The following is a 20,390-nucleotide window of genomic DNA, read 5'->3' as shown; positions in this document are numbered from 1 at the left end:
GGATGGGCGGCCGCTATGGCGACGTACCCTTGCGGTGCCGCGCCGTGGCGGCCGCGATCGTCGCCGGCAAAGGCGAGGCGGCGCGTATCCTCGCCCTGCGCCGCGCCGGCGAAGTTGCGGGCGGCGCCTGGGGACTGGTCACCGGCAGCATCGAGCCCGGAGAAACCGCCATCGCCGCGATTGCACGCGAGATCGCCGAGGAAACCGGCATCGAAGCGACGGAATTGTTCGCCTCGGGTCTTACGGAGACCTTCTATTTCGGTCCGGATAACGTACTTGAGCTGATGCCCATCTTCGTCATCCTTGTGCCGGCGCCGGTCGCGGTGAGGCTCGATCATGGCAGCGACCAATTTCGCTGGTGCGACCGTGCCGAAGCCGCGGACCTGTTCAGCTTTGCCGGCCAGCGCCGTGCCCTGGCCGATATCTGGCACGATTTCGTCGACCGGGCTCCAGCCCCGTTCAGGAGGCTTCTCTGATGCATCCCGTCTTGCTCGTTCCCGGTCTCGGCAATTCGGGACCGCTGCATTGGCAGCGTTTGTGGCAGGCGGAACTGGGCAACGCCGCCCGCGCCGTCGAGCAGGCCGATTGGGACCGGCCCGATTTCGCCGATTGGGTGGAGCGCCTCGAACACGCGGTCGCGTCGATGCCGCAGGCGCCGGTGCTGGCCGCGCACAGCCTCTCCTGCGCACTCGTGGTGCATTGGGCGGCACGCCATCCCCGCAGCATCGCCGGCGCCCTGCTGGTGGCGCCGGCCGATGTCGATTCGGATGCGCACACGCCGCCCGAAACACGCGCCTTCCGCCCAATGCCAGCGGCACCCCTGGCGTTCCCCAGCATCGTTGTGGCCAGCAGCGACGACCCCTATGTGACGCACGAGCGCGCCGCCGTCATGGCGGAACATTGGGGCAGCCGCTTCGTCAATATCGGCGCCGCCGGCCATATCAACAGCGCCGCCGGTTTCGGCGAATGGCCGCTGGGGCGCCTGCTGCTGGACGAACTGCGCCGTGGCTAACGGAGGCCGAGGATCGCCGCGCGTGGTTTCCGCCGCGCCAGCTTCGACCTCTCGTCGAGCGCCACGGCATGCACGATACGCCAGCGTCCTTGCGCCCGGCGCAAGGTGTAGAGGCAGCCGAAGCTGACCGCATCGCGACCGCGCGTATCGCCGAGCGACCAGATCGCCCGCGCCAGCGCGAAATCGTCCGAGAGCGCGTCGATCCCGAGCGAAACGAGGCTGGCCCCCACCAATCCCTGCTGCCGGTAGCCGGAAAAGACCCGCGCAAACGCCGCGCGCAGTTCGCCGCGCGCCGTGAAGCCGCCATTTCCCTCCTGGGTCGAAAGAAGGCAGGGGAGGTCGTAGAAGCCAGCGACCGCATCGGCATCGAAATCGAGACAGGCGGCGTCATAGGATTTGAACAACAGCTGCAACTCCGCGCGCGCATCCACCGGAACAGCGACCGGCGAGGGTTGCGGCGTGGCGGGCGACCGGTGGCGCATGTCGGTGTGCGGAGCGGCCTGGCTATGCATGGGACTGAACATGGGATTTTGACCTTGGCTGGCGGCAGCGAGCCCGCTCTTCGAGCCGGGCGCACGCATGCCGCGACACTGGAAACAAGCGCCACGGCGAAGAATCGATCGGGACCGGGAAGGATCGGGACGAGACTTGCGGGCGCAGCAGACGGCCCGGCCTGAACGGATCAGGCCGGGTTGCTAATTCGCGCGATAAGGGCGCTGTGGCACCGCAAGGTCATGGCGGGACTTTAACAAAGCAGCGGATTAGGTCAAGTTGGCATCCCAGCCCCTGCCAAGACGGTTCCCATGCTGCCCCGCATTCCCTTCCATTTCGTGCGCCACGGTGAAACCGATTGGAACCGCGCCGGCCGCATGCAGGGCTGGCGCGACATTCCCTTGAATGCCAATGGCGCCGCGCAGGCCGAGGCGCTGCGCGCGGCGATGGGGAATCACGGCTTCCGCAGCATCGCTGCATCGCCTCTCTCCCGTGCCCGGCAGACCGCGGAGATCCTCAACCGCGATCTTGGCCTGGAACTGCATCTCGTCGGCGAACTCCGGGAATTCGATGTCGGCCCCTACGAGGGTACTGAACCGCGGGGCTGGTTCGCCGATTGGCGCGGCGGCGCTCTGCGCGACGGTGTCGAGAGCTTTGCCGATTTCACTCAACGCATCCGGCGCGGCATGCTGGCAGCACTGAACCTGCCAGGCCCGGTCCTGGTCGTGGCCCATGGCGGGGTCGTCTGGGCGCTGGAATCTCTGCTGGGCCTGCCGGTCGGCATGGATATCGCCAACACGACTTTGGTCCGTTTCCGCCCGCAGGCGGCGCAATGGCAGGTCGACATCCTGGCCGGCGTCCTGGAGGGCCAGGCATGATCGATCCAGCACTTCTCGCGGCCTTCGCGCCACTGGGCCGGCTCGATGAAACGGCGGCGCGGAGGATCGCCGAGGCGGCACAGCCGGTCGCGGCACCCGCCGGCACCGTCCTGGCGCGACCCGGCGACGCGCTGCCGCATTTCGTCCTCCTCACAGCAGGCATCGTCAAGGTACGCGGCATCAGCGAAGGCGGGCGCGAAATCGTGCTCTACCGCGTTGCCGCCGGCGAGACCTGCGTGCTTTCCGCCGCCGCCCTGCTGGGCGAGCTTTCCCTGGGCGCCGAACTGGTGGCGGAGACCGATATCGCCGGCTTTGCGCTGCCGCAGGGCCTGTTCCAGGAACTGGTCGCGACCAGTCAGCCCTTCCGCCAGCTGATTTTCTCGACGCTGGCCACCAGGCTGCAGGACATCGTGGCGCTGCTGGAGGATGTCGCCTTCCGCCGCATCGATGCGAGGCTGGCCGACTATCTGCTCGCCCGCAAGGAAGCGATCCTCAGCCTGACGCATCAGGATATCGCCGCCGAACTGGGCACCGCGCGCGAGGTGGTAAGCCGGCAGTTGAAGGAATTCGAGCGGCGCGGCTGGCTGAAGCTCACCCGTGGGCAGATTGCGCTCGGCGACCGGGACGCCTTGTCGCAGGTGGCGGGTGGCGCACCGTGACCTAGTCACAGAAGGGTCGGCGGCAGAGCGCCTAATCTCCGCTCATCGTTGTGAAATCGAGAGGAGAATCATCATGGGAAAGAACATCGGCAACGCCGATCGCGCGCTGCGCGTGATCATCGGCCTGGTCCTCATCGCCCTGGTCTTCGTCGGGCCGCAGACGCAGTGGGGCTGGATCGGCATCGTGCCCTTGGCCACGGCCCTTATCGGCTTCTGCCCGGCCTATCGCCTGATTGGCCTCAATACGTGCGGCCTCAAGAAGTAATCCAACCAGCCGGAGGGTCTGCCGGCTGTCCGGCCCCTTCGGCAACATCCTGCTTGTGACGCGGTATTGGGAACGGCACCATAGCGGCTTCGAGTCGCAGCATCGGTGCCATGAATGGATCCGCAGGCGCCCAAGGTTCTAAAAAAGCTGACCCTCAATGCCGGGGCGCTTCGCCGGCTGGCCGAAGTGCACCGCAATTGGCGGCTGGGCCGGGTCAACGGCCAGCGGCTGATGCTGAGCGAGTGCAATCTTTCCAAGCTCGACCTCAGCCATATGGATTTCACCGACGCCTATATGGTGCGGTGCAACTTCGAACGCTCGACACTGCGCGGGACCTCTTTCCGCGGCGCGATCCTCACCGGCTCGGTCTTCGACGAGGCCGATATGACCGGGGCCAATTTCGAGCGCGCCGACATGCGCGGTGCCGTCTTTCATGGCAGCGACATGACGAGGACGGCTCTTTCCGCCGCCGACCTTCGGCAGGACTTCACCCAGCGCAGCGGGGGCGACGCCAATTGGGACGAAGCGCCCGCCTGTCGATTCCGTGGCGCCAAGCTCGCTCAGACCGTCTTCAAGGACGCCAAGCTGGTGAGCGTCGATTTTTCCGGCGCCTATCTGCTGGAGACGGATTTTTCCGGCGCCGACCTCCGCCGCAGCAATTTCGCCGCCGCCGAATTACTTGCCATCCGCCTGACCCAGGCCGAGGTCGAGAATGCCGATTTCACCCACGCCTCGGTCGACCAGGTGACGCGCGACCAGGTACGCGCGGCGCAATTGCCGGTGGGCTCCGCCCCACGCCTGTCGGATGACGAGGTGAGGGAGCGGCTGGGCCTGCACGCGCGCTGGGTCAACAGCCTCGGCCAGGCCGGAAAGCGCCTGGAGCTCGAAGGGTTCGATCTCTCCGGCCTCGATCTCAGCCGCACCAATCTTGCCGCCGCCCGCCTCGTCGGCTGCCGCCTGACACGCGCCAACCTCAAGCGGGCCTGGCTGCTGGCGACCGACCTGCAGGGCGCCAACCTGTCGGAGGCGGATGTGTCGGAAGCGGATCTGCGCGGCGCCGATCTGCGCGAGGCGCATCAGCGGGGCCTCGCCGCAAGCGGCGCCAAAACCGGCGAAATACCAGGCCTGCCGGTAAAGACCCGCGGCCTGCGGAGCTGACCTTGGCGAGACCGTTCTGACTTCGGGAGAGGTGTCAGCATCTACTGCCGGCAAATGAAAGAGGTCTTCGGGCTTTAGCATTCGCTCTCAAGCCGTCATGCCCGGGCTTGACCCGGGCATCAGTTCGCAACTGAAGGACAGAGCCCAGTCAAACCAGATTCCCGGGTCACGCCCGGGGATGACGTTTGGAGCGGAACAGCTTAGCGCCGCTCGACCATCAGCTTCTTGATCTCGCCGATGGCCTTCGCGGGGTTCAGACCCTTGGGGCAGGTCTTGGTGCAGTTCATGATGGTGTGGCAGCGATAGAGGCGGAACGGGTCTTCGAGCTGATCCAGCCGTTCGCCAGCTGCCTCGTCGCGCGTGTCGGCGATCCAGCGATAGGCCTGCAGCAGGATGGCCGGGCCCAGATACCGGTCGCCGTTCCACCAATAGCTGGGGCAGGAGGTCGAGCAGGAGAAGCAGAGGATGCACTCCCACAGGCCATCGAGCTTGGCGCGTTCCTGCGGCGACTGCAGGCGCTCGCGCGTCTGCGGCGGCGTATCGGATTTCAGCCAGGGCTCGATCGTTTCATATTGCGCGAAGATATGGGTGAGGTCGGGCACCAGATCCTTCACCACCGGCATGTGCGGCAGCGGGTAGATCTTCACCTCGCCCTTCACTTCCGACGTGAACTTGGTGCAGGCCAGCGTGTTGGTGCCGTCGATGTTCATGGCGCACGACCCGCAGACGCCTTCGCGGCAGGAGCGGCGGAAGGTGAGGGTCGAATCCATCTCATTCTTGATCTTGATGATCGCGTCCAGGATCATCGGCCCGCAAGAATCCATATCGACTTCATACGAGTCGACGCGCGGATTGGCGCCGGTATCCGGGTCCCAGCGATAGATCTTGAACAACTTGATGTTCTTCGCCCCCGCCGGTGCCTTCCAGGTCTTGCCGACGGTGGGTTTCGAATTCGCTGGCAGTGTCAGTTCGGCCATGATGACGGTCCTTAGTACACGCGGGCTTTGGGCGGGAAGACCTGAACGTCGTTGCTCAAGGTCGTCATGTGGACGGGACGATAGTCGAGCGTCACCCTGCCGCTCTCGTCGATCCACGAGATGGTGTGCTTCATCCACTTCTCGTCATCGCGGTTGGGGAAATCCTCGCGCGCCTGGGCGCCGCGGCTCTCCTCGCGGTTGGCGGCGGATTCGATCGCGACCAGTGCCTGGTACATGAGGTTGTCGAGTTCCAGGGTCTCGACGAGATCGCTGTTCCAGATGAGCGAGCGGTCCTCGACCTTGACGCGGTGACGCTGGCCGAACACGTCGCGGATCTTGTCGACGCCCTCTTTGAGCGTCTTGCCGGTGCGATAGACCGCGCAATCGTTCTGCATGATCTTCTGCATGTCGAGGCGGAGTTTCGCCGTGGGAATATCGCCCCTGGCATTACGCAGTCGGTCGAGACGCTCGATCGCCTTGTCGCCGGCATTCTTGGGCAGGTTGCGGTGCTTTTCGCCACCCTTCACGATCTCAGTGGCGCGGATCGCGGCGGAGCGGCCGAAGACGACGAGATCGAGCAGCGAGTTGGAGCCCAAGCGGTTGGCGCCGTGGACCGAGACGCAGGCCGCCTCGCCGATCGCCATCAGGCCCGGCACCACGCTGTCCGGATTGCCGTCCTTCTTGGTGACGACTTCGGTGCGGTAATTGGTGGGCACGCCGCCCATATTGTAGTGGCAGGTCGGCAGGACCGGGATCGGTTCGCGGGTCACATCCACGCCGGCGAAGATGCGCGCCGTCTCGGCGATGCCGGGCAGGCGTTCGTGAATGATCTTCGGGTCGAGATGTTCGATGTGGAGATGGATGTGATCCTTCAAGGGACCCACGCCGCGGCCTTCGCGGATTTCCATCGTCATGGCGCGGGAGACGACGTCGCGGCTGGCCAGATCCTTGGCCGAGGGCGCATAGCGTTCCATGAACCGCTCGCCCGCCGAATTGGTCAGATACCCGCCTTCGCCGCGGACACCTTCGGTGATGAGGCAGCCGGCGCCATAGATGCCGGTCGGGTGGAACTGGATGAACTCCATGTCCTGCAGCGGCAGGCCGGCGCGCAGCACCATCGCATTGCCGTCGCCCGTGCAGGTGTGCGCCGACGTGGCCGAGAAGAAGGCGCGGCCGTAACCGCCGGTCGCCAACACGACCAGCTTGGCATGGAAGCGGTGGATCGAGCCGTCGTCGAGGTTCCAGGCGACAACGCCGACGCAGACGCCTTCATCGTCCATGATGAGGTCGAGGGCGAAATATTCGACGAAGAATTCGGCGCGATGCTTCAGCGCCTGCTGATAGAGCGTGTGCAGGATGGCGTGGCCGGTGCGGTCGGCGGCGGCACAGGTGCGCTGCGCGATGCCCTTGCCAAATTCCGTGGTCATGCCGCCGAAGGGGCGCTGATAGATCTTGCCTTCCTCGGTGCGGCTGAAGGGCACGCCGTAATGCTCGAGCTCGATGATCGCCGGCACCGCTTCGCGGCACATATATTCGATGGCGTCCTGGTCGCCCAGCCAATCGGAGCCCTTGACCGTGTCGTACATGTGCCAGCGCCAATCGTCCGGCCCCATATTGCCGAGCGAGGCGGAGATGCCGCCTTGCGCCGCCACGGTGTGGGAACGGGTCGGATAGACCTTGGAAATGCAGGCGGTCTTCAAGCCCTTTTCGGCCATGCCGAAAGTGGCGCGGAGGCCGGCACCGCCGGCGCCGACCACGACCACGTCATAGACATGATCGACGAACGGGTAGGCGGTTCCGTTGATCTTCGGCGCGCTATTTGCTGTATCAGCCATGATGCTTCACTTCTTGAATTTGCAGGCTCAGCCGGTGAAGGCGATGACCAGCAGCGAGACGATCGCCGCGACCACCAGGGCGACACCGCCCATCGGCAGCAGGATCATGAGGATGAGCTTGGTCGGCTGGGCGTGAATGTAATCCTCGACCACGACCTGCAGCCCGAGAACCGCATGATAGACGGTGATGAGGATGGTGAGGCCCAGCGCCCCCAGCGTGAACGGGCTCGACAGCCATTGGCTGACCACTGCGTAATCGGCGCCGGCATTGCAGACGAGCGCCGCCACCAGCCACAGGCTCAAGGGAATGAGCGCCAAGGCCGACATGCGCTGCGCCCACCAATGATGCACGCCTTCGTGGGCGGAGCCGAGGCCGCGCGCCTGGCCGAGCCTGGAACGCAGCGAGTTTTCGGAATGCGCCATCAGAACGCCCCCATCTGGAAATAGCCGGCGAGCCAGGCGGCGACGGTGAGGATCGCGGTGCCGATCAGCACCGCATAGCCGGACTTGGCCGCGGTGGGCAGTTCGAAACCGAAGCCCGCATCCCAGGCAAGATGCCGGATGCCGTTGAGGAGGTGATAGAAGAAGGCGATCGACCAGCCGAACAGCAGAATGCGGCCGACGAAGCTGCCGTTGAAATCCTGCAGCCGGTCGAATTGTTCCGCGCCATTGGCGGCGGCGATCAGCCAGCACAGGAGATAGAGCACCCCGGCCGACAGAGCGATGCCGGAGAAACGGTGCAGGATCGACGTCACAGAAGTGAGCTGCGGCTTATAGACCTGCAGATGAGGACTTAGCGGTCTTGAATGGGGCCCAGCTGGATTCTTTTGGACGCCCGTCGGCAGGCTTTCGGCCATGATATTTCCCGTCCGATACCTTGCACCTGCCCTTGGGAGGATTTGGGCGGCCGGTGCAAGCTGGTTTACCTCAGGAACCCACCCTCTCCCGATCGGGCCCCTTGGGTCGTGGACCTTTTAGATACGGTCCGAAACTTCTGCAGTGCAGCAGAAAGCGTGATCTTGATACTGAATTGTTACCACACCGTCAACGAATGCAAGCTGATAGCGACAAGTTTGTGCTTACCCGCGTCGTTTCATCAAGACGGTGTAATCGAGGTCCAATACGACGCTTTCGGGATATTTTCCTGTCGTATTCGGGCCCGGATAGGTGGCGCAGGGCGCATCCTTGGTGGCAATGGTTCGCAACCGCAGGCCGCCGATATCGCCGCGCCCCGGAATCTCAATCTTCTCCAGCACTTGCGACCAGGCATAGATCGTGTCGCCGGCAAAGCTCGGATTCACATGGCGCCCGCCATTGATGGCGGCGATGCGGAAGGCGTTGGCGAGGCCGTTGAACGAGAGCGCCCGCGCCAGGCTGATGATATGCCCGCCATAGATGAGGCGGCGGCCGAAACGGCCCTGCCCCTCGGTATGCTGGTTGAAATGCACCTTGGCATTGTTCTGATAAAGGCGCGTCGCCATCATATGGTCGGATTCCTCGAGCGTCATGCCGTCGACATGGTCGATGCGCTCGCCTGCCGCGTAATCCTCCCACAGGAAAGGCGAGCCCGCGAGTTCGTCGTCATAGGCCGCGAGGTCCAGTTCCTCCGGCACCTCGAACTCGCCCACATCGAGTGCTGCCGGCAGTTGCGGAATATGCGCTTCCGGCGCCGGCGCCAGGGTGTCGCGCTTACGCACCATCACCCAGCGCACATAATCCAGCACCACTTCGCCGGCCTGGTTGCGCCCGACCGAATGCACATAGACGATGCCGGTTTCGTGATTCGAATTCTCCTTGAGCCCGATCACCTTCGATTGCGCGATGATGGTGTCGCCGGGATAAAGCGGCACGCCGAACTTTCCCACCGCGTAACCGAGATTGGCCACGGCATTGAGCGAGATATCCGCGACCGTGCGCCCGAAGATGAGATGGAAGGCCAGCAGATCGTCAATCGGCGCCCCCGCATAGCCGATGCTCTGCGCAAAACTGTCCGACGAATGAAGCGCAAAGCGAGACCCGGTGAGCCCGATATAAAGTGCCACATCCCCCTCGGTCACCGTACGCGGCACCGCATGGAGAATCTCCTGCCCCAGCCTGAAATCCTCGAAGAAATTGCCTGGGTTGGTCTTGGGTGTGGTCACTTGCCGGGTCCCTGTCCATCGCTTGTGCCTAGTCAGGATAGCAGCATATCGCATAGGCTTTGGCGCGGTGCAAATCGAGACCAAGGTCGCAAGCGGAGGCAACATGTCGCGCAACATCCTCATCACCGGCGCATCGCGCGGCATCGGGCGGGCCGTTGCCATTCAGTGCGGCAAGCGCTGCTGGTCGGTCGGCGTCAATTATGCCGGCAACGAGAAGGCGGCGGCCGAGACCGTGGCGGCGGTGACGGCTGCCGGCGGCAAGGCCATCGCCATCAAGGGCGATGTCGCCAATGAAAGCGATGTCCTCGCCATGTTCGACGCCACGCAAGATGCCTTCGGGCCCATCAATGGCGTCGTCAACAATGCCGGCATTGTGGCACCGGGCCTGAAGCTTGCCGAGATGAGCGCCCTGCGCTTGCAAAGGATGTTCGCGGTCAATGTGACCGGCGCCTATCTGGTGGCGCGGGAGGCCGCGCGGCGCATGGGCACGGATCGCGGTGGAAAAGGTGGCAGCCTCGTCAATCTGTCCTCGGCCGCCGCACGCCTGGGCTCGCCGGGTGAATATGTCGATTATGCCGGCTCCAAGGGTGCCATCGACACCATGACCATCGGACTCTCCAAGGAACTGGCGCCCGTGGGCATCCGCGTCAACGCCATCCGCCCGGGCCTCATCGATACCGAGATTCATGCCAGTGGCGGCGCCCCCGACCGCGCCTTCCGCCTCGCCGTCAACGTGCCCCTGGCCCGCCCCGGCACGGCGGATGAGGTCGCAAATGCCATCCTCTTTCTACTGTCGGACGAATCTTCCTACATCACCGGTGCGCTCCTGGATGTCAGCGGCGGGCGCTGATCCCAGGCCCTGGGCCGAACTGTACCGAGACATGATCGGCGTTGCGGAGCCCCGGACGATTGCCTAGGCTCCGAGCCGCGTTTTGCCCCACAACATCAACAAGTCCCAAAGCCCATGCCCATTCTCTCCATCCAGTCCGAGGTCGTTTACGGCCATGTCGGCCACCAGGCCTCGCGCTTCATCCTGGAGCGCATGGGGCATCCGGTCTGGGCGGCACCCACCGTGCTCTTTTCCAACCACCTCGCCCACAAGACTGTGACAGGCCGCGTGCTGGAAGCGGCCCAGGTGCGCGAGCTCATCGACGGGGTGCGGAAGCTCGGTGTCCTCGGCAAGGCCAATGCGATCCTCACCGGCTATCTGGGTGCGCCGGAGACCGCCACTCTGGTTGCCGAAGTGGTGGCTGAGATCAAGGCGCTCAATCCGCGTGCGATCTACATCTTCGATCCCGTGATCGGCGACCAGGGCGCCATGTATGTGAAGCCGGAGCTGGCCCTGGCCCTCTCCTCGATCCTCGTCCCCATCGCCGACGTGCTCTCGCCCAATGTCTATGAGCTGGGGCATCTCACGGGGCTCGAGGTGAACTCCCGCGCGCAGGCAGTTGATGCGCTCCACGCCTTGGCCAAGCGCACGCTGGCCCGCGCCATCATCGGCACCGGCATTCCAGACCCCGGCCATCCGGACGAGCTTGCCGTCATCGCCCTCGCGCGGCAATCGCCCGGCGATCCCGGCACGATCTCGATGGCGGTCACCAAGCGCCACCCGCTCTTTGCCTCCGGCACGGGCGACGCCTTCGCCGCTCTCTTCACCGCCCGCTATCTGCGCGACCAGAACCTCAAGGCCGCCATCGACGCCGCCGTCCTCGGCATGAGCCACATCGTCAGCGAGACCGCCGCCACGAGCTCCGACGAGCTCTGCATCATCGAGACCCAGGACAAATGGGCCGCGGCCCTGGGGCGGTAGCTTTTCTAGCCATTTGATTTCAAACGCCTTTCCATGCCATGAGGTCGCTGCAAGCAGAAAAAGAACAAACACGGAACTTTTTGCTTCCAAAAAGCGCGTTTGCACTGTATTATGCGTATATGCGTAACACTCTGGAGGCCTGCCCATGCGTCCGCCGCTGACCAAGCGTATCGATGACTCTAAGACTTCCCCGGCGCCGATTGATTCCAGAACCGAGGCGCTGCAGGAAAAAACCAAACTTGCACGGCACCTGCATTCTCAAGGCGTGAATCCGGTCCGCTGGACGGAGGCGCATCCAGCCCCGCAATCCGAGCAGGAGACCTACCGAACGACCGGCCTCAAGCTCAAGGGCAACCAGTTCGAGGTCGGCGGCAAGCTCTACAACTGGTCGCCCGCCGTCACGGCGAGCCCGAAACAAGCGCAAGCCATTGCCGATGCCTATATCGACGAGCGGCGCGGGGCGGCGACACCCGAGCCGAAAATCGAAGACCTCGTCAACATCGCCGAGGTTCCGCTCAAGCACCCTTTCGGCGCGCCGAGGAACGCACGGCCCTCATCCGCCACTATGCGCAATCCGGCGTCGACCCCGACAAGGCCCATCTCGGCGATCCCGCGCCGATGAAGGACCAGGAGCGCCTCAAAGCCCAGATCGAAAAAACGCTGCCCGGCGACAGCACCGAGATCAGCGGCCTGCCGATCTTCTACCAGGGCTTCGACGATGGATGGATCTATGCTGCCAATGATGCAACGGCGGAGAGCGACGAGATCAAAAAAATCCGCCGCAAGCTGCAGCAGCAAGGAAAGCCCGACACAACAATCAATAACCTGCCCGGACCTGAGGATGAAATTCTTCGCTTCTATCGTGAACGAGATCGCATACGAGTGCGTGACGAAGAAAATGAGCGCGCCCGACAGAATGAGGCAAGCCGTCTGCGGGCTGAGAAACGCGCCGACAAGATGTCCGGTAGCGCCGCAGAAAAGATATCTTCACGGCCCAAATTAGCGGTGGACGATGCCACGCGGAAGCAATGCATATTGGACAACGGCGGCTGCCTGTTTGAAGTAAAGGACAATCCAGACGCTAACGGAAGCGCGCCCTTTATCGAAGATGACGATTGGTCGGAAGTCGGCAAATACGCCCCTATCATCGAGAGGGTCGCAAAGGAATTCGACGTTGATCCCGACCTCATGAAAGCGATCATGTATCTCGAAACGACGCATGGATATTATGATAATCTCGTTTCATGGTACAATGGCAACGATTCCATTTTGCCGATGAACATAAATGTCGTTTTTTGGGGTGATGCCTTTGGCACGAGAGAAGAACTGCAAGATCCGGAGGCCAACATCATGGCAGGTGCCCGGATGATCAAGGCGGTATAGAACAACTTGCCAGCGGGAGCACCCATTTCCCATATCGCGTCTGTCTATAACAGCCACAAGGCGGAGAATGTGACCGACTATGGGGCCAGAGTGGCAAACCTCTATGCCCAGAAGCCCTGGGAAAGCCACAAAGGAACCCAGCAGCCATGACATTGCGCAAACGTTGGCTTGTCTGGACTCTGGGCTTGAATCTATTTGTCAGTCTGTTGTTCGGATCATGGATGATGTATGTGGCGTTTCAGGACAACAATCAGGGCGAGTTCTTTGATCCTGCTACTGGCGATCTTGCGCTGGCTCACGACGCCATGTTTCTGTTCGCCAATGTGGGCATCCCTTTTGTTTTCATCACTGGTATCGAAGCCGCAGTCTGTGTTGCGGCCGTATTGATCTTGCGCAGGCGCTGGCCAAGTTCTCGATCATGAGTAGAGAAGTCTATAGGACGCGCTGCCCGCTACACGCGCGACCAGAATCTGAAAGCCGCCATCGCGCCGCCGTCCTCGGCATGAGCCACATCGTCACCGAGACTGCCGCCACGAACTCCGACAAGCTCTGCATCATCGGGACCCAGGACAAATGGGCCGCAGCGCTGCGTGCTTAGCACGCGGAACAGAATGGCATCATCTCGTAAAGTTCGATTCTTTCAATGACTTAGCTAACTGCATGATTTTCTTGATAAAATTGTTGACATTTGGGTGACCAGCATCTATGTTTGATAGACGCATCGACTCGAATTTCTCGCTGGGACCAAATTAATGGCCATACCGTCTCTCATGGATTTTCTTCGCCGGGCGGCTGGCGGAGAGAAGAAAGAGAAGTCCGTATTCGCGAGCGAAAAAGAAGCTTACGAATTCTGCCAGCAGGTTTATCGCGATACGGGCGGGGTGACCCCCGAACTAAGGCGCGCTTACGAGTTCTATCAAAAGAACAGTAACGATGACTGCGCTCCCGACGCCAGACATCCGCAGTCTTAAATACACGCTTCTTAAAGATAGATCTGTCGCACTTAAAGATTTTGAGTGCGGTGAATCCACAGCAGATCGCAACATAGACAAATGCTGCGAATGGCAAAGCATGCATCGCGCCAGAGTTTTCTGTGCGCATATGGACGGTATAGAGCAAGCGTATGGATTCTATTGCCTCGGCATCTTAGCTCAAGACCCCGGTGGTATGGACGCGGACATCGTTCGTGCCGGAGAAGGCAGAAAGTTCGTGCCGTTTATTTATGTCCACTACATAGGCGTGCGGCGAGAATTTCAGAATCAAAATATAGGGACGATGCTTCTCGGAAATCTCCTTGAGCGATGCGGTATGGTCGTTCGCAACGTTGGGGTCTTTGGAGTGGCATTAAATGCGCTAACTCCTGAGGTCGCGAAGCTCTACCATAAATACGGCTTTCGACAGCGAGATGAGAGAAAGTACCCCCTAATGATTCTTCCATCTCAATCGCTGATCGAACTTACCGGGGGGTGAGCGTGTTTAAGCGATATCCTCGACTTTACAATTTCACCTAGCCAGCTTCTTTCTGAACCTAACGCTATCCTCACCAAACCGATTTTTCTTATAGAAGCCAATTGCCGTCTCATTGCTGGCAAACACATCCAGCAGCAGGGACGGGTAGCCCTGCTCGCGCGCCCAATCCTCGGCGGCTTTCATCAGTAGGCGGCCGACGCCTTTGCCGGTTGCACTTTCAGCGACGGCGATGATGCTGAGATAGCCGGTTTCGCGATCGAGGACATCGTCGTGGGTGGGCTTCAGGTGCATGTAGCCGAGGATGGCGCCGTTCTCGTCTTCGGCAACGATGAGGCGGCTCTTGGGATCTTTGTCGGCGAGCGCTGAATCGGTGAAGCGGTGTTGGAAGCGCTGGAAATCTGCGCGGGTGGCGCCGGGCAAGGCGGCTTCGGCGATGAGGCGATCATCGAGGGCGCGCATGCTTGCGTAGTCGGCGGGAGTAGCAGGGCGCAGGGTAATGGACGGGTACGGCATGTTAGGTGAGGCAGCGCTTGTCGCTCCCCCCCTCTCCCTAACCCTCTCCCACGTGAGGGAGAGGGGACTCGACCAAGCTCTTTCTTCTCCCTCCCCCCGCCCGCCGACGAATGTCGGCATTCGCCGACTGTGGGGGAGGGTCGGGGAGAGGGGGTGCTTGCAGCAATCCGACTTACGCCGCCTTCTGCTTCAGATAGTCCTGCGCCAGCACCTCGGCGATCTGGACGGCGTTCAAGGCCGCACCCTTCCGGAGGTTGTCGCCAACCACCCAGAGGGCGATGCCGTGCTTCACGGTCGGGTCCTTGCGGATGCGGCTGATATAGACATTGTCCTCGCCGGCCACTTCCAAGGGTGTCACATAGCCTTCATCGGCGCGGTGATCGACCACGGTGATGCCGGGGGCGGAACGCAGGGCGGCGCGGGCGGCTTCGACGCTCATCTCGCTTTCGAACTCGATATGCACCGCTTCCGAATGGCTGATGAAGACCGGCACGCGCACGCAGGTCGCCACCACATTGATGCTGGGATCGAGAATCTTCTTGGTCTCGACCGTCATCTTCCATTCTTCCTTGGTAAAGCCGTCCTGCATGAAGACGTCGATATGCGGAATGACGTTGAAGGCGATCTGCTTGGTGAACTTGGTGCGTTCGGGCGACTGGTTCATATAGACGCCGCGCGTCTGGTTGAAGAGTTCGTCCATGCCTTCCTTGCCCGCACCCGAAACCGACTGATAGGTCGCCACCACCACGCGGCTGATCTTGGCGATGTCGTGGAGGGGTTTCAGCGCCACCACCATCTGGATGGTCGAGCAGTTCGGGTTGGCGATGATGTTCTTCTTGGTATAGCCGGCGATGGCCTGGGGGTTCACTTCCGGCACCACCAGCGGCACGTCCGGGTCCATGCGGAAATGGCTGGTATTGTCGATGATGACGGCGCCGGCCGACGCGGCACGCGGCGCGAAGGCGGCCGAGACTTTGGCGCCCGCCGAGGAGAGGACGATGTCGGTGCCCTTGAAGTCGAACTTCTCCAGCGCGCGGACCTTCAGCACCTCATCCTCGCCGAAGGAGATTTCGGAACCGGCCGAGCGTTCCGAGGCCAGCGGAATGACTTCCGAAACCGGGAACTGGCGTTCGGAGAGGATCTGCAGCATTTCCCGCCCGACATTGCCCGTGGCGCCGACCACGGCTACGCGATAACCCATGATGTCCTCACTTCTCTCTCAAAACTTGGCGCCCAGCCAAAAGCTGGCTGGGGAAACCGGTCAACAAATGCCCAAAAACAAAAAGGCCGCATCGAGCTGCGGCCTTTGTCCTGGGATGAAAACCCAATGGCCGCGTTCAGACCCCGGTGGTTTTACCGGTGGTCTTGGTGGCGGTCTTGGTGGTGGCGATAGCGCAGGCGATGATGCCGGCCGGCAGAGCCGTCCCCGTCACCTTCGTCCCATGATCCGCAAATACGCGCATCGCCATCGACCCTAACAAAACGACGGCTGAACCGTCGAAACGGCGCTTTTTATACCGGACCCGCCCGGCTTGTCGAGAGACTTTGCGCCGCAGGCGGCCCAAAAGGCTCAGGCGTAATTTTATTGCTCAACGAAAACAGGATCCCAGAGCAGCGGATTACCGATCCGGTCGAGAGCGGGTGTCGGCATCTGCCGCACAACCTCGCCCATGCTTGGAAGGGCCGTCACCGCGACGGCAGGCTTGGGCGCCGTCCGGTGCGGCTGGGCAAGGCGGGGTCCCGGCAGCTGCGGCGGGAACATCGAAACCGTGCCGTAAAGCTCGATCATCTTCGATTTGGGGCAGGGGCAGTTGGCGGCGGCGGGGAGACTACTCCCCGCCAGCACGGCCAAACTCAGCAGAAGCGATCTCCGTCCCGCCCCCATCGCACCCCTGTCTCAATGCGCCCGTCTCAATGCGCCATCAACACCGGCAGGTCGGCGGCGTCGATCATATGGCTGGTCACACCACCCAACACTAGCTGCCGGAGACGCCCATGGCTATAGGCGCCCATGACGATGAGCGTCGCCTTGGCCTCGCGCGCGGCATTGAGGAAATGGTCGGCGGTCGCCTTATGGACATCCGCCGCCACCTCGCCGACGCTGCAGGAAACGCCGTGCCAGGCCAGGAAATGGGTGAGGTCGCCCGCTGGATGGGCGTCGCGCTTGCCTTCCTTGATCGAGACCACGCGCACCTTGCCCATCGCCTTGATGAGGTCGAGGCCGGCGGTGACGGCCCGCGTGGCTTCGATGCTGCCGTTCCAGGCGATAAGCGCCGGCCCGTCCTCGATATGCGCCAAGGCCTCGGCCGAGATTCCGTTGGGCACCAGGAGGACGGGCCGGCCGGCCCCGAACAGCACGTCTTCGATGCGCACGGCGATGAGGTCGGCGGCTTCGTTCTTCTTCGGGCGCGCCAGCACCACGAGATCGGTGAGGCGCCCGTAGCGGCTGATGAGGTCTTCCTCGTTCCCCTTGATGTTCTGGAAGGCGGTGGTGACGGCCGGATGCACGCTGGGCTGCGCATCGACGGGGACGCCGCTTGCCGCCTGCCAATCGGCGAAGGTCTTGGCCGCATTCTTGGCGCGATGGGCGGCGTGGCGCTCGGCCGCTTCGACCAGTTCGGTAATGGCGACGCCGACATCGACCATCAGCGGCGTCTGTTCCAGGGGGTCGGTCTCGACATGCAGCACCGCGATATGGGCGCCATGGCGCTTGGCGACCACCAGGGCCGCGTCGAGCGAGGTGCGGTCGCCGTCGTAACCGAACAGCGGCACGAGGATATGTCGAATGGCCATGGCGGAGACTCCCAATGTCTGATGCGGATGCATATCAGTAAGACCGATGCCAGTCTGGCGCCTGCGGGAGCGATGCGGCTTGATCGAAATCAATCCGACGCATCGCGGCTGGCACTCAGCCTTAACGGATGTAAGGTCGTTTTGTTTCGGGAAGATGATGGGACGCCGACGGGCGTCGTGGCAAGAACAAACAAAACGCCGGCAACGAACCCGCTGCCGGCGTCTTTTGGATCGGGATGGGGTCGGATTTACGCCGCGAGCCGATCGAGTTCCTTGAGGATCTCGTCGCCCATCTCCTTGGTGCCGACCAGCGTGCAGCCCGGCGCCATGATGTCGCCGGTCCGGAAGCCCTTGGCGACGACATTGTTGGCCGCCTTGTCGAGAAGATCGGCATCGGCCCCGAGATCGAAGGAATAGCGCAGCATCATCGAAAGCGAGAGCAGGCAGGCCAGCGGATTGGCCTTGCCCTGGCCGGCGATATCGGGGGCCGAGCCATGCACCGGCTCATAGAGCGCCTTCCTCTTCCCACCGGCATCGGCGGCACCCAGGCTCGCCGAGGGCAGCATGCCCAGCGAACCGGTCAGCATCGCCGCGCAGTCGGAGAGGAGATCGCCGAAGAGATTGTCGGTCACGATGACGTCGAACTGCTTGGGCTGGCGCACCAGCTGCATCGCGCAATTGTCGGCATACATATGGGAAAGCTGCACGTCCTTGTATTCGGTGTCGCCCAGCTTCTGCACTTCCTCTCGCCACAGAACGCCCGATTCCATGACATTGGCCTTCTCGACCGAGCAGAGCTTGTTGCTGCGCTTCCTCGCCAGTTCAAAGGCCACGCGCGCCACGCGCTGGATCTCGCTGGTCGTATAGACCTGGGTGTTGATGCCGCGACGCTCGCCATTGGGCAGGGTCTCGATGCCGCGGGGGCTGCCGAAATAAACGCCACCGGTCAGTTCGCGCACGATCATGATGTCGAGGCCCTTGACCAGTTCCGTCTTCAGCGACGAGGCTTCGGCCAGCGCGTCGAACACCAAAGCGGGGCGCAGATTGGCGAAAAGCTCCATATCCTTCCGGAGGCGCAGCAGGCCGCGTTCCGGCTTGTCCTTGAACGGCAGATTGTCCCATTTCGGCCCGCCGACGGCGCCAAGCAGCACCGCATCGGCGTCGATCGCCTTCTGCATGGTGGCGTCGGTCAACGGTGTTCCGTGCTTGTCGAAGGAGCAGCCGCCGACCAGACCCTCTTCAGTCTCGAAACCGCGGCCTTGGCGCTTCTCGAACCAGGCCAGCACGCGCTTCACTTCGCCCATCACCTCAGGGCCGATGCCGTCGCCGGCCAGGATCAGGATCTTCTTCGAATTGCTGGACATGTTTTTTTCTCGTGGTCGGGTAGTCGGTTGGGAGCCCCCTCACCCCGACCCTCTCCCGCGAGGGGAGAGGGAGATCGCAGCGAGCTCGCTCTTAAAGCCCCTCTCCCCTCGCGGGAGAGGGGTTGGGGTGAGGGGGGACTATTTCAGTTCCACAGCCAGGGCTGGCCGAGTTTGTTCCTGGTCTCGAAATCGTCCATCGCGGCCTTCTTCTGCAGGGTGAGGCCGATATCGTCGAGGCCGTTCAACAGGCAATGCTTGCGGAAGGCGTCGACTTCGAATTTGATGCAGCCGCCGTCGGGACCGCGGATTTCCTGGGCTTCGAGATCGACCGACACAACGGCGTTGGCGCCGCGCTCGGCATCGTCCATCAACTTGGCGACATCTTCCTTCGAGACCTTGATCGGCAGGATGCCGTTCTTGAAGCAGTTGTTATAGAAGATGTCGGCAAAGCTGGTGCTGATGATGCAGCGGATGCCGAAATCCGCCAGCGCCCAGGGCGCATGCTCGCGCGACGAGCCGCAGCCGAAATTGTCGCCGGCGACCAGGATCTGCGCCTTCCGGTATTGCGGCTTGTTCAGCACGAAATCCGGAATCTCTTTTCCGTCCGGCGTATAGCGCATCTCGTCGAACAGGTTCTTGCCCAGACCCGTGCGCTTGATGGTCTTCAGAAACTGTTTCGGGATGATCATGTCTGTGTCGACATTGCGGATCGGCAAGGGTGCTGCAATTCCGCTGAGCTTGGTGAATTTTTCCATGTTCCGCCAACTTGTTCCCCAGGGTTCCAGAGCCGTTCTGGAACGGGCGGCGGGTGTTATGTCACGCGGGGGGCGGTGGCGCAAGATTGGGGGCAGGGAGTCTCTCTCATCTCCCCTCTCCCCTCGCGGGAGAGGGGTTGGGGTGAGGGGGTGGATGGGCCGGACCGCTGATGGACCCCCTCACCCTTCCCTCTCCCGCGAGGGGAGAGGGTTTGAGTGTGCAGATGCTATCTATCTGTAATTATTAATATTACGCCGCCGCAAACCCACCGATGCGGGCCCGGTGCCAGGGCAGCAGGGGCTTGGGCGGCGGGGCATGGAAAAGGGGTACGCCATTGGGGATGCGCTCGCGGCGGGTGAGGCCGGCAAAGCGCTCGATCGCCCAGTAGATACCGCCATGGGCGACGATGAGGACCGGGCCCGGATTGTTTCGGGGCGCATTCAGGGCTTCGTTGAGCCCCTCGAGCGCGCGTTCCATGAACTGGCTGAAGCGTTCGGCACCGCGCGGGGTCTCGCCATTGCGCCAGGCGTCGTACCAGAGGCCCTTGGGATGGCCCTCGCGCTCGCCGAAATTGCACTCCTTCAGCGCCTTGATCTCGCGCACCGGCACATGCAGGCCCGAAGCCACGATATCGGCGGTGAGGCTGGCGCGGTCCAAGGGGCTGGTGCAGATCGTGCCGATGCCCTGGTGGCGCAAGGTGTCGCGCGCGGCGCGCGCCTGGGCAAGGCCGGTGCCGTTCAAGGGCATGTTGACCTGGCCCTGCACCAGGCCGATGCGGTTCCAATCGGTTTCACCGTGGCGCAGAAAGAAGAAAGTCTGGCGGAGAAGCTGCATGGGATTCCCCTTCCCTGTTGAGCGGTCTGTCACGCGATTCGTGATGCGCG

At 62.6% G+C, this 20,390-nt stretch carries 27 protein-coding genes; 13 read left to right on the top strand and 14 right to left on the bottom strand.

Annotated elements, in window-relative coordinates:
- Nucleotides 1-2 precede the first annotated feature (2 nt).
- A complete protein-coding gene (locus ACE3TY_RS14995) occupies nt 3-476 on the top strand; it encodes an NUDIX domain-containing protein (protein WP_374654346.1) in 474 nt (157 codons plus the stop codon).
- On the top strand, nt 476-1,012 hold the full coding sequence (locus tag ACE3TY_RS14990) for an RBBP9/YdeN family alpha/beta hydrolase (RefSeq protein WP_374654344.1): 537 nt from the start codon (nt 476-478) through the stop codon (nt 1,010-1,012). Before ACE3TY_RS14995 ends, ACE3TY_RS14990 begins: the two co-directional genes overlap by 1 nt.
- Here ACE3TY_RS14990 and ACE3TY_RS14985 read toward each other — a convergent pair.
- Nucleotides 1,009-1,536 carry a hypothetical protein gene (locus tag ACE3TY_RS14985; protein WP_374654342.1) on the bottom strand — a complete coding sequence of 176 codons (528 nt, stop codon included), beginning with the start codon at nt 1,534-1,536 and terminating at the stop codon, nt 1,009-1,011. The two genes, ACE3TY_RS14990 and ACE3TY_RS14985, sit on opposite strands and share 4 nt — an antisense overlap.
- 279 nt (nt 1,537-1,815) lie before the next feature.
- Between ACE3TY_RS14985 and ACE3TY_RS14980 the strand changes: the two genes are divergently transcribed.
- From ACE3TY_RS14980 to ACE3TY_RS14965, 4 genes are all read left to right on the top strand, one after another.
- Nucleotides 1,816-2,382 carry a histidine phosphatase family protein gene (locus ACE3TY_RS14980; protein ID WP_374654340.1) on the top strand — a complete coding sequence of 189 codons (567 nt, stop codon included), beginning with the start codon at nt 1,816-1,818 and terminating at the stop codon, nt 2,380-2,382.
- Nucleotides 2,379-3,041, top strand: coding sequence for a Crp/Fnr family transcriptional regulator (locus tag ACE3TY_RS14975; RefSeq protein WP_374654338.1), 663 nt, complete (start codon nt 2,379-2,381; stop codon nt 3,039-3,041). Before ACE3TY_RS14980 ends, ACE3TY_RS14975 begins: the two co-directional genes overlap by 4 nt.
- A gap of 73 nt (nt 3,042-3,114) precedes the next feature.
- Nucleotides 3,115-3,306 (top strand): DUF2892 domain-containing protein, encoded by a 192-nt coding sequence (locus ACE3TY_RS14970; protein WP_374654336.1) that lies wholly within the window; start codon nt 3,115-3,117, stop codon nt 3,304-3,306.
- A 114-nt stretch (nt 3,307-3,420) separates the two neighbouring features.
- Nucleotides 3,421-4,464: a pentapeptide repeat-containing protein gene (locus tag ACE3TY_RS14965; RefSeq protein WP_374654334.1), complete on the top strand. Its 1,044-nt coding sequence runs from the start codon at nt 3,421-3,423 to the stop codon at nt 4,462-4,464.
- A gap of 200 nt (nt 4,465-4,664) precedes the next feature.
- Here the strand turns inward: ACE3TY_RS14965 and ACE3TY_RS14960 are convergent, their stop codons facing one another.
- From ACE3TY_RS14960 to ACE3TY_RS14940, 5 genes are all read right to left on the bottom strand, one after another.
- Nucleotides 4,665-5,441, bottom strand: coding sequence for a succinate dehydrogenase iron-sulfur subunit (locus ACE3TY_RS14960; RefSeq protein WP_374654332.1), 777 nt, complete (start codon nt 5,439-5,441; stop codon nt 4,665-4,667).
- An 11-nt stretch (nt 5,442-5,452) separates the two neighbouring features.
- Complete coding sequence (gene sdhA, locus ACE3TY_RS14955; RefSeq protein WP_374654330.1) at nt 5,453-7,276, bottom strand: succinate dehydrogenase flavoprotein subunit; 1,824 nt, start codon at nt 7,274-7,276, stop codon at nt 5,453-5,455.
- A gap of 27 nt (nt 7,277-7,303) precedes the next feature.
- The gene (sdhD, locus tag ACE3TY_RS14950) at nt 7,304-7,699 is read right to left on the bottom strand and encodes a succinate dehydrogenase, hydrophobic membrane anchor protein (RefSeq protein WP_374654328.1); all 396 of its coding nucleotides are present in this window, start codon (nt 7,697-7,699) and stop codon (nt 7,304-7,306) included.
- Nucleotides 7,699-8,133: a succinate dehydrogenase, cytochrome b556 subunit gene (gene sdhC, locus ACE3TY_RS14945; RefSeq protein WP_374654326.1), complete on the bottom strand. Its 435-nt coding sequence runs from the start codon at nt 8,131-8,133 to the stop codon at nt 7,699-7,701. The genes sdhD and sdhC overlap by 1 nt, the downstream gene beginning before the upstream one ends.
- A gap of 222 nt (nt 8,134-8,355) precedes the next feature.
- Nucleotides 8,356-9,417, bottom strand: a complete 1,062-nt coding sequence (locus ACE3TY_RS14940; protein WP_374654324.1) for a MaoC family dehydratase — start codon at nt 9,415-9,417, stop codon at nt 8,356-8,358.
- A 103-nt stretch (nt 9,418-9,520) separates the two neighbouring features.
- Here ACE3TY_RS14940 and ACE3TY_RS14935 point away from each other — a divergent pair, with 103 nt between their 5' ends.
- The 7 genes from ACE3TY_RS14935 (at nt 9,521) to ACE3TY_RS14905 (ending at nt 14,080) form a co-directional block, all read left to right on the top strand.
- On the top strand, nt 9,521-10,267 hold the full coding sequence (locus ACE3TY_RS14935) for an SDR family oxidoreductase (RefSeq protein ID WP_374654322.1): 747 nt from the start codon (nt 9,521-9,523) through the stop codon (nt 10,265-10,267).
- 114 nt (nt 10,268-10,381) lie between these two features.
- A complete protein-coding gene (gene pdxY, locus ACE3TY_RS14930; protein ID WP_374654320.1) occupies nt 10,382-11,227 on the top strand; it encodes a pyridoxal kinase in 846 nt (281 codons plus the stop codon).
- A gap of 145 nt (nt 11,228-11,372) precedes the next feature.
- Complete coding sequence (locus tag ACE3TY_RS14925; protein ID WP_374654318.1) at nt 11,373-11,849, top strand: hypothetical protein; 477 nt, start codon at nt 11,373-11,375, stop codon at nt 11,847-11,849.
- Nucleotides 11,846-12,610, top strand: coding sequence for a hypothetical protein (locus ACE3TY_RS14920; protein WP_374654316.1), 765 nt, complete (start codon nt 11,846-11,848; stop codon nt 12,608-12,610). Before ACE3TY_RS14925 ends, ACE3TY_RS14920 begins: the two co-directional genes overlap by 4 nt.
- A 146-nt stretch (nt 12,611-12,756) precedes the next feature.
- Nucleotides 12,757-13,032: a hypothetical protein gene (locus tag ACE3TY_RS14915; protein WP_374654314.1), complete on the top strand. Its 276-nt coding sequence runs from the start codon at nt 12,757-12,759 to the stop codon at nt 13,030-13,032.
- The gene (locus tag ACE3TY_RS14910) at nt 13,029-13,208 is read left to right on the top strand and encodes a hypothetical protein (RefSeq protein ID WP_374654312.1); all 180 of its coding nucleotides are present in this window, start codon (nt 13,029-13,031) and stop codon (nt 13,206-13,208) included. Before ACE3TY_RS14915 ends, ACE3TY_RS14910 begins: the two co-directional genes overlap by 4 nt.
- 335 nt (nt 13,209-13,543) lie before the next feature.
- Nucleotides 13,544-14,080 carry a GNAT family N-acetyltransferase gene (locus ACE3TY_RS14905; protein WP_374654310.1) on the top strand — a complete coding sequence of 179 codons (537 nt, stop codon included), beginning with the start codon at nt 13,544-13,546 and terminating at the stop codon, nt 14,078-14,080.
- A 33-nt stretch (nt 14,081-14,113) separates the two neighbouring features.
- Here ACE3TY_RS14905 and ACE3TY_RS14900 read toward each other — a convergent pair whose 3' ends face one another.
- The 8 genes from ACE3TY_RS14900 to ACE3TY_RS14865 form a co-directional block, all read right to left on the bottom strand.
- The gene (locus ACE3TY_RS14900) at nt 14,114-14,593 is read right to left on the bottom strand and encodes an N-acetyltransferase family protein (RefSeq protein WP_374654308.1); all 480 of its coding nucleotides are present in this window, start codon (nt 14,591-14,593) and stop codon (nt 14,114-14,116) included.
- Between the two features lie 172 nt (nt 14,594-14,765).
- On the bottom strand, nt 14,766-15,794 hold the full coding sequence (locus tag ACE3TY_RS14895; RefSeq protein WP_374654306.1) for an aspartate-semialdehyde dehydrogenase: 1,029 nt from the start codon (nt 15,792-15,794) through the stop codon (nt 14,766-14,768).
- Between the two features lie 136 nt (nt 15,795-15,930).
- Complete coding sequence (locus ACE3TY_RS14890) at nt 15,931-16,056, bottom strand: hypothetical protein (RefSeq protein ID WP_374654304.1); 126 nt, start codon at nt 16,054-16,056, stop codon at nt 15,931-15,933.
- A gap of 119 nt (nt 16,057-16,175) precedes the next feature.
- Nucleotides 16,176-16,478 (bottom strand): hypothetical protein, encoded by a 303-nt coding sequence (locus ACE3TY_RS14885; RefSeq protein WP_374654302.1) that lies wholly within the window; start codon nt 16,476-16,478, stop codon nt 16,176-16,178.
- Between the two features lie 26 nt (nt 16,479-16,504).
- Nucleotides 16,505-17,386, bottom strand: coding sequence for a universal stress protein (locus tag ACE3TY_RS14880; protein WP_374654300.1), 882 nt, complete (start codon nt 17,384-17,386; stop codon nt 16,505-16,507).
- Between the two features lie 248 nt (nt 17,387-17,634).
- Complete coding sequence (gene leuB, locus ACE3TY_RS14875) at nt 17,635-18,750, bottom strand: 3-isopropylmalate dehydrogenase (RefSeq protein WP_374654298.1); 1,116 nt, start codon at nt 18,748-18,750, stop codon at nt 17,635-17,637.
- Nucleotides 18,751-18,893: 143 nt separating this feature from the next.
- On the bottom strand, nt 18,894-19,505 hold the full coding sequence (gene leuD, locus ACE3TY_RS14870; protein WP_374654296.1) for a 3-isopropylmalate dehydratase small subunit: 612 nt from the start codon (nt 19,503-19,505) through the stop codon (nt 18,894-18,896).
- A 250-nt stretch (nt 19,506-19,755) separates the two neighbouring features.
- Nucleotides 19,756-20,340 (bottom strand): histidine phosphatase family protein, encoded by a 585-nt coding sequence (locus ACE3TY_RS14865; RefSeq protein ID WP_374654294.1) that lies wholly within the window; start codon nt 20,338-20,340, stop codon nt 19,756-19,758.
- Between the last annotated feature and the right edge of the window lie 50 nt (nt 20,341-20,390).

The sequence above is a fragment of the Dongia sp. genome, from assembly GCF_041918875.1.
Lineage (GTDB): Bacteria > Pseudomonadota > Alphaproteobacteria > Dongiales > Dongiaceae > Dongia.
Note: the sequence above shows the minus strand (reverse complement) of the source record. Positions and strands in the feature narration are given on the sequence as shown.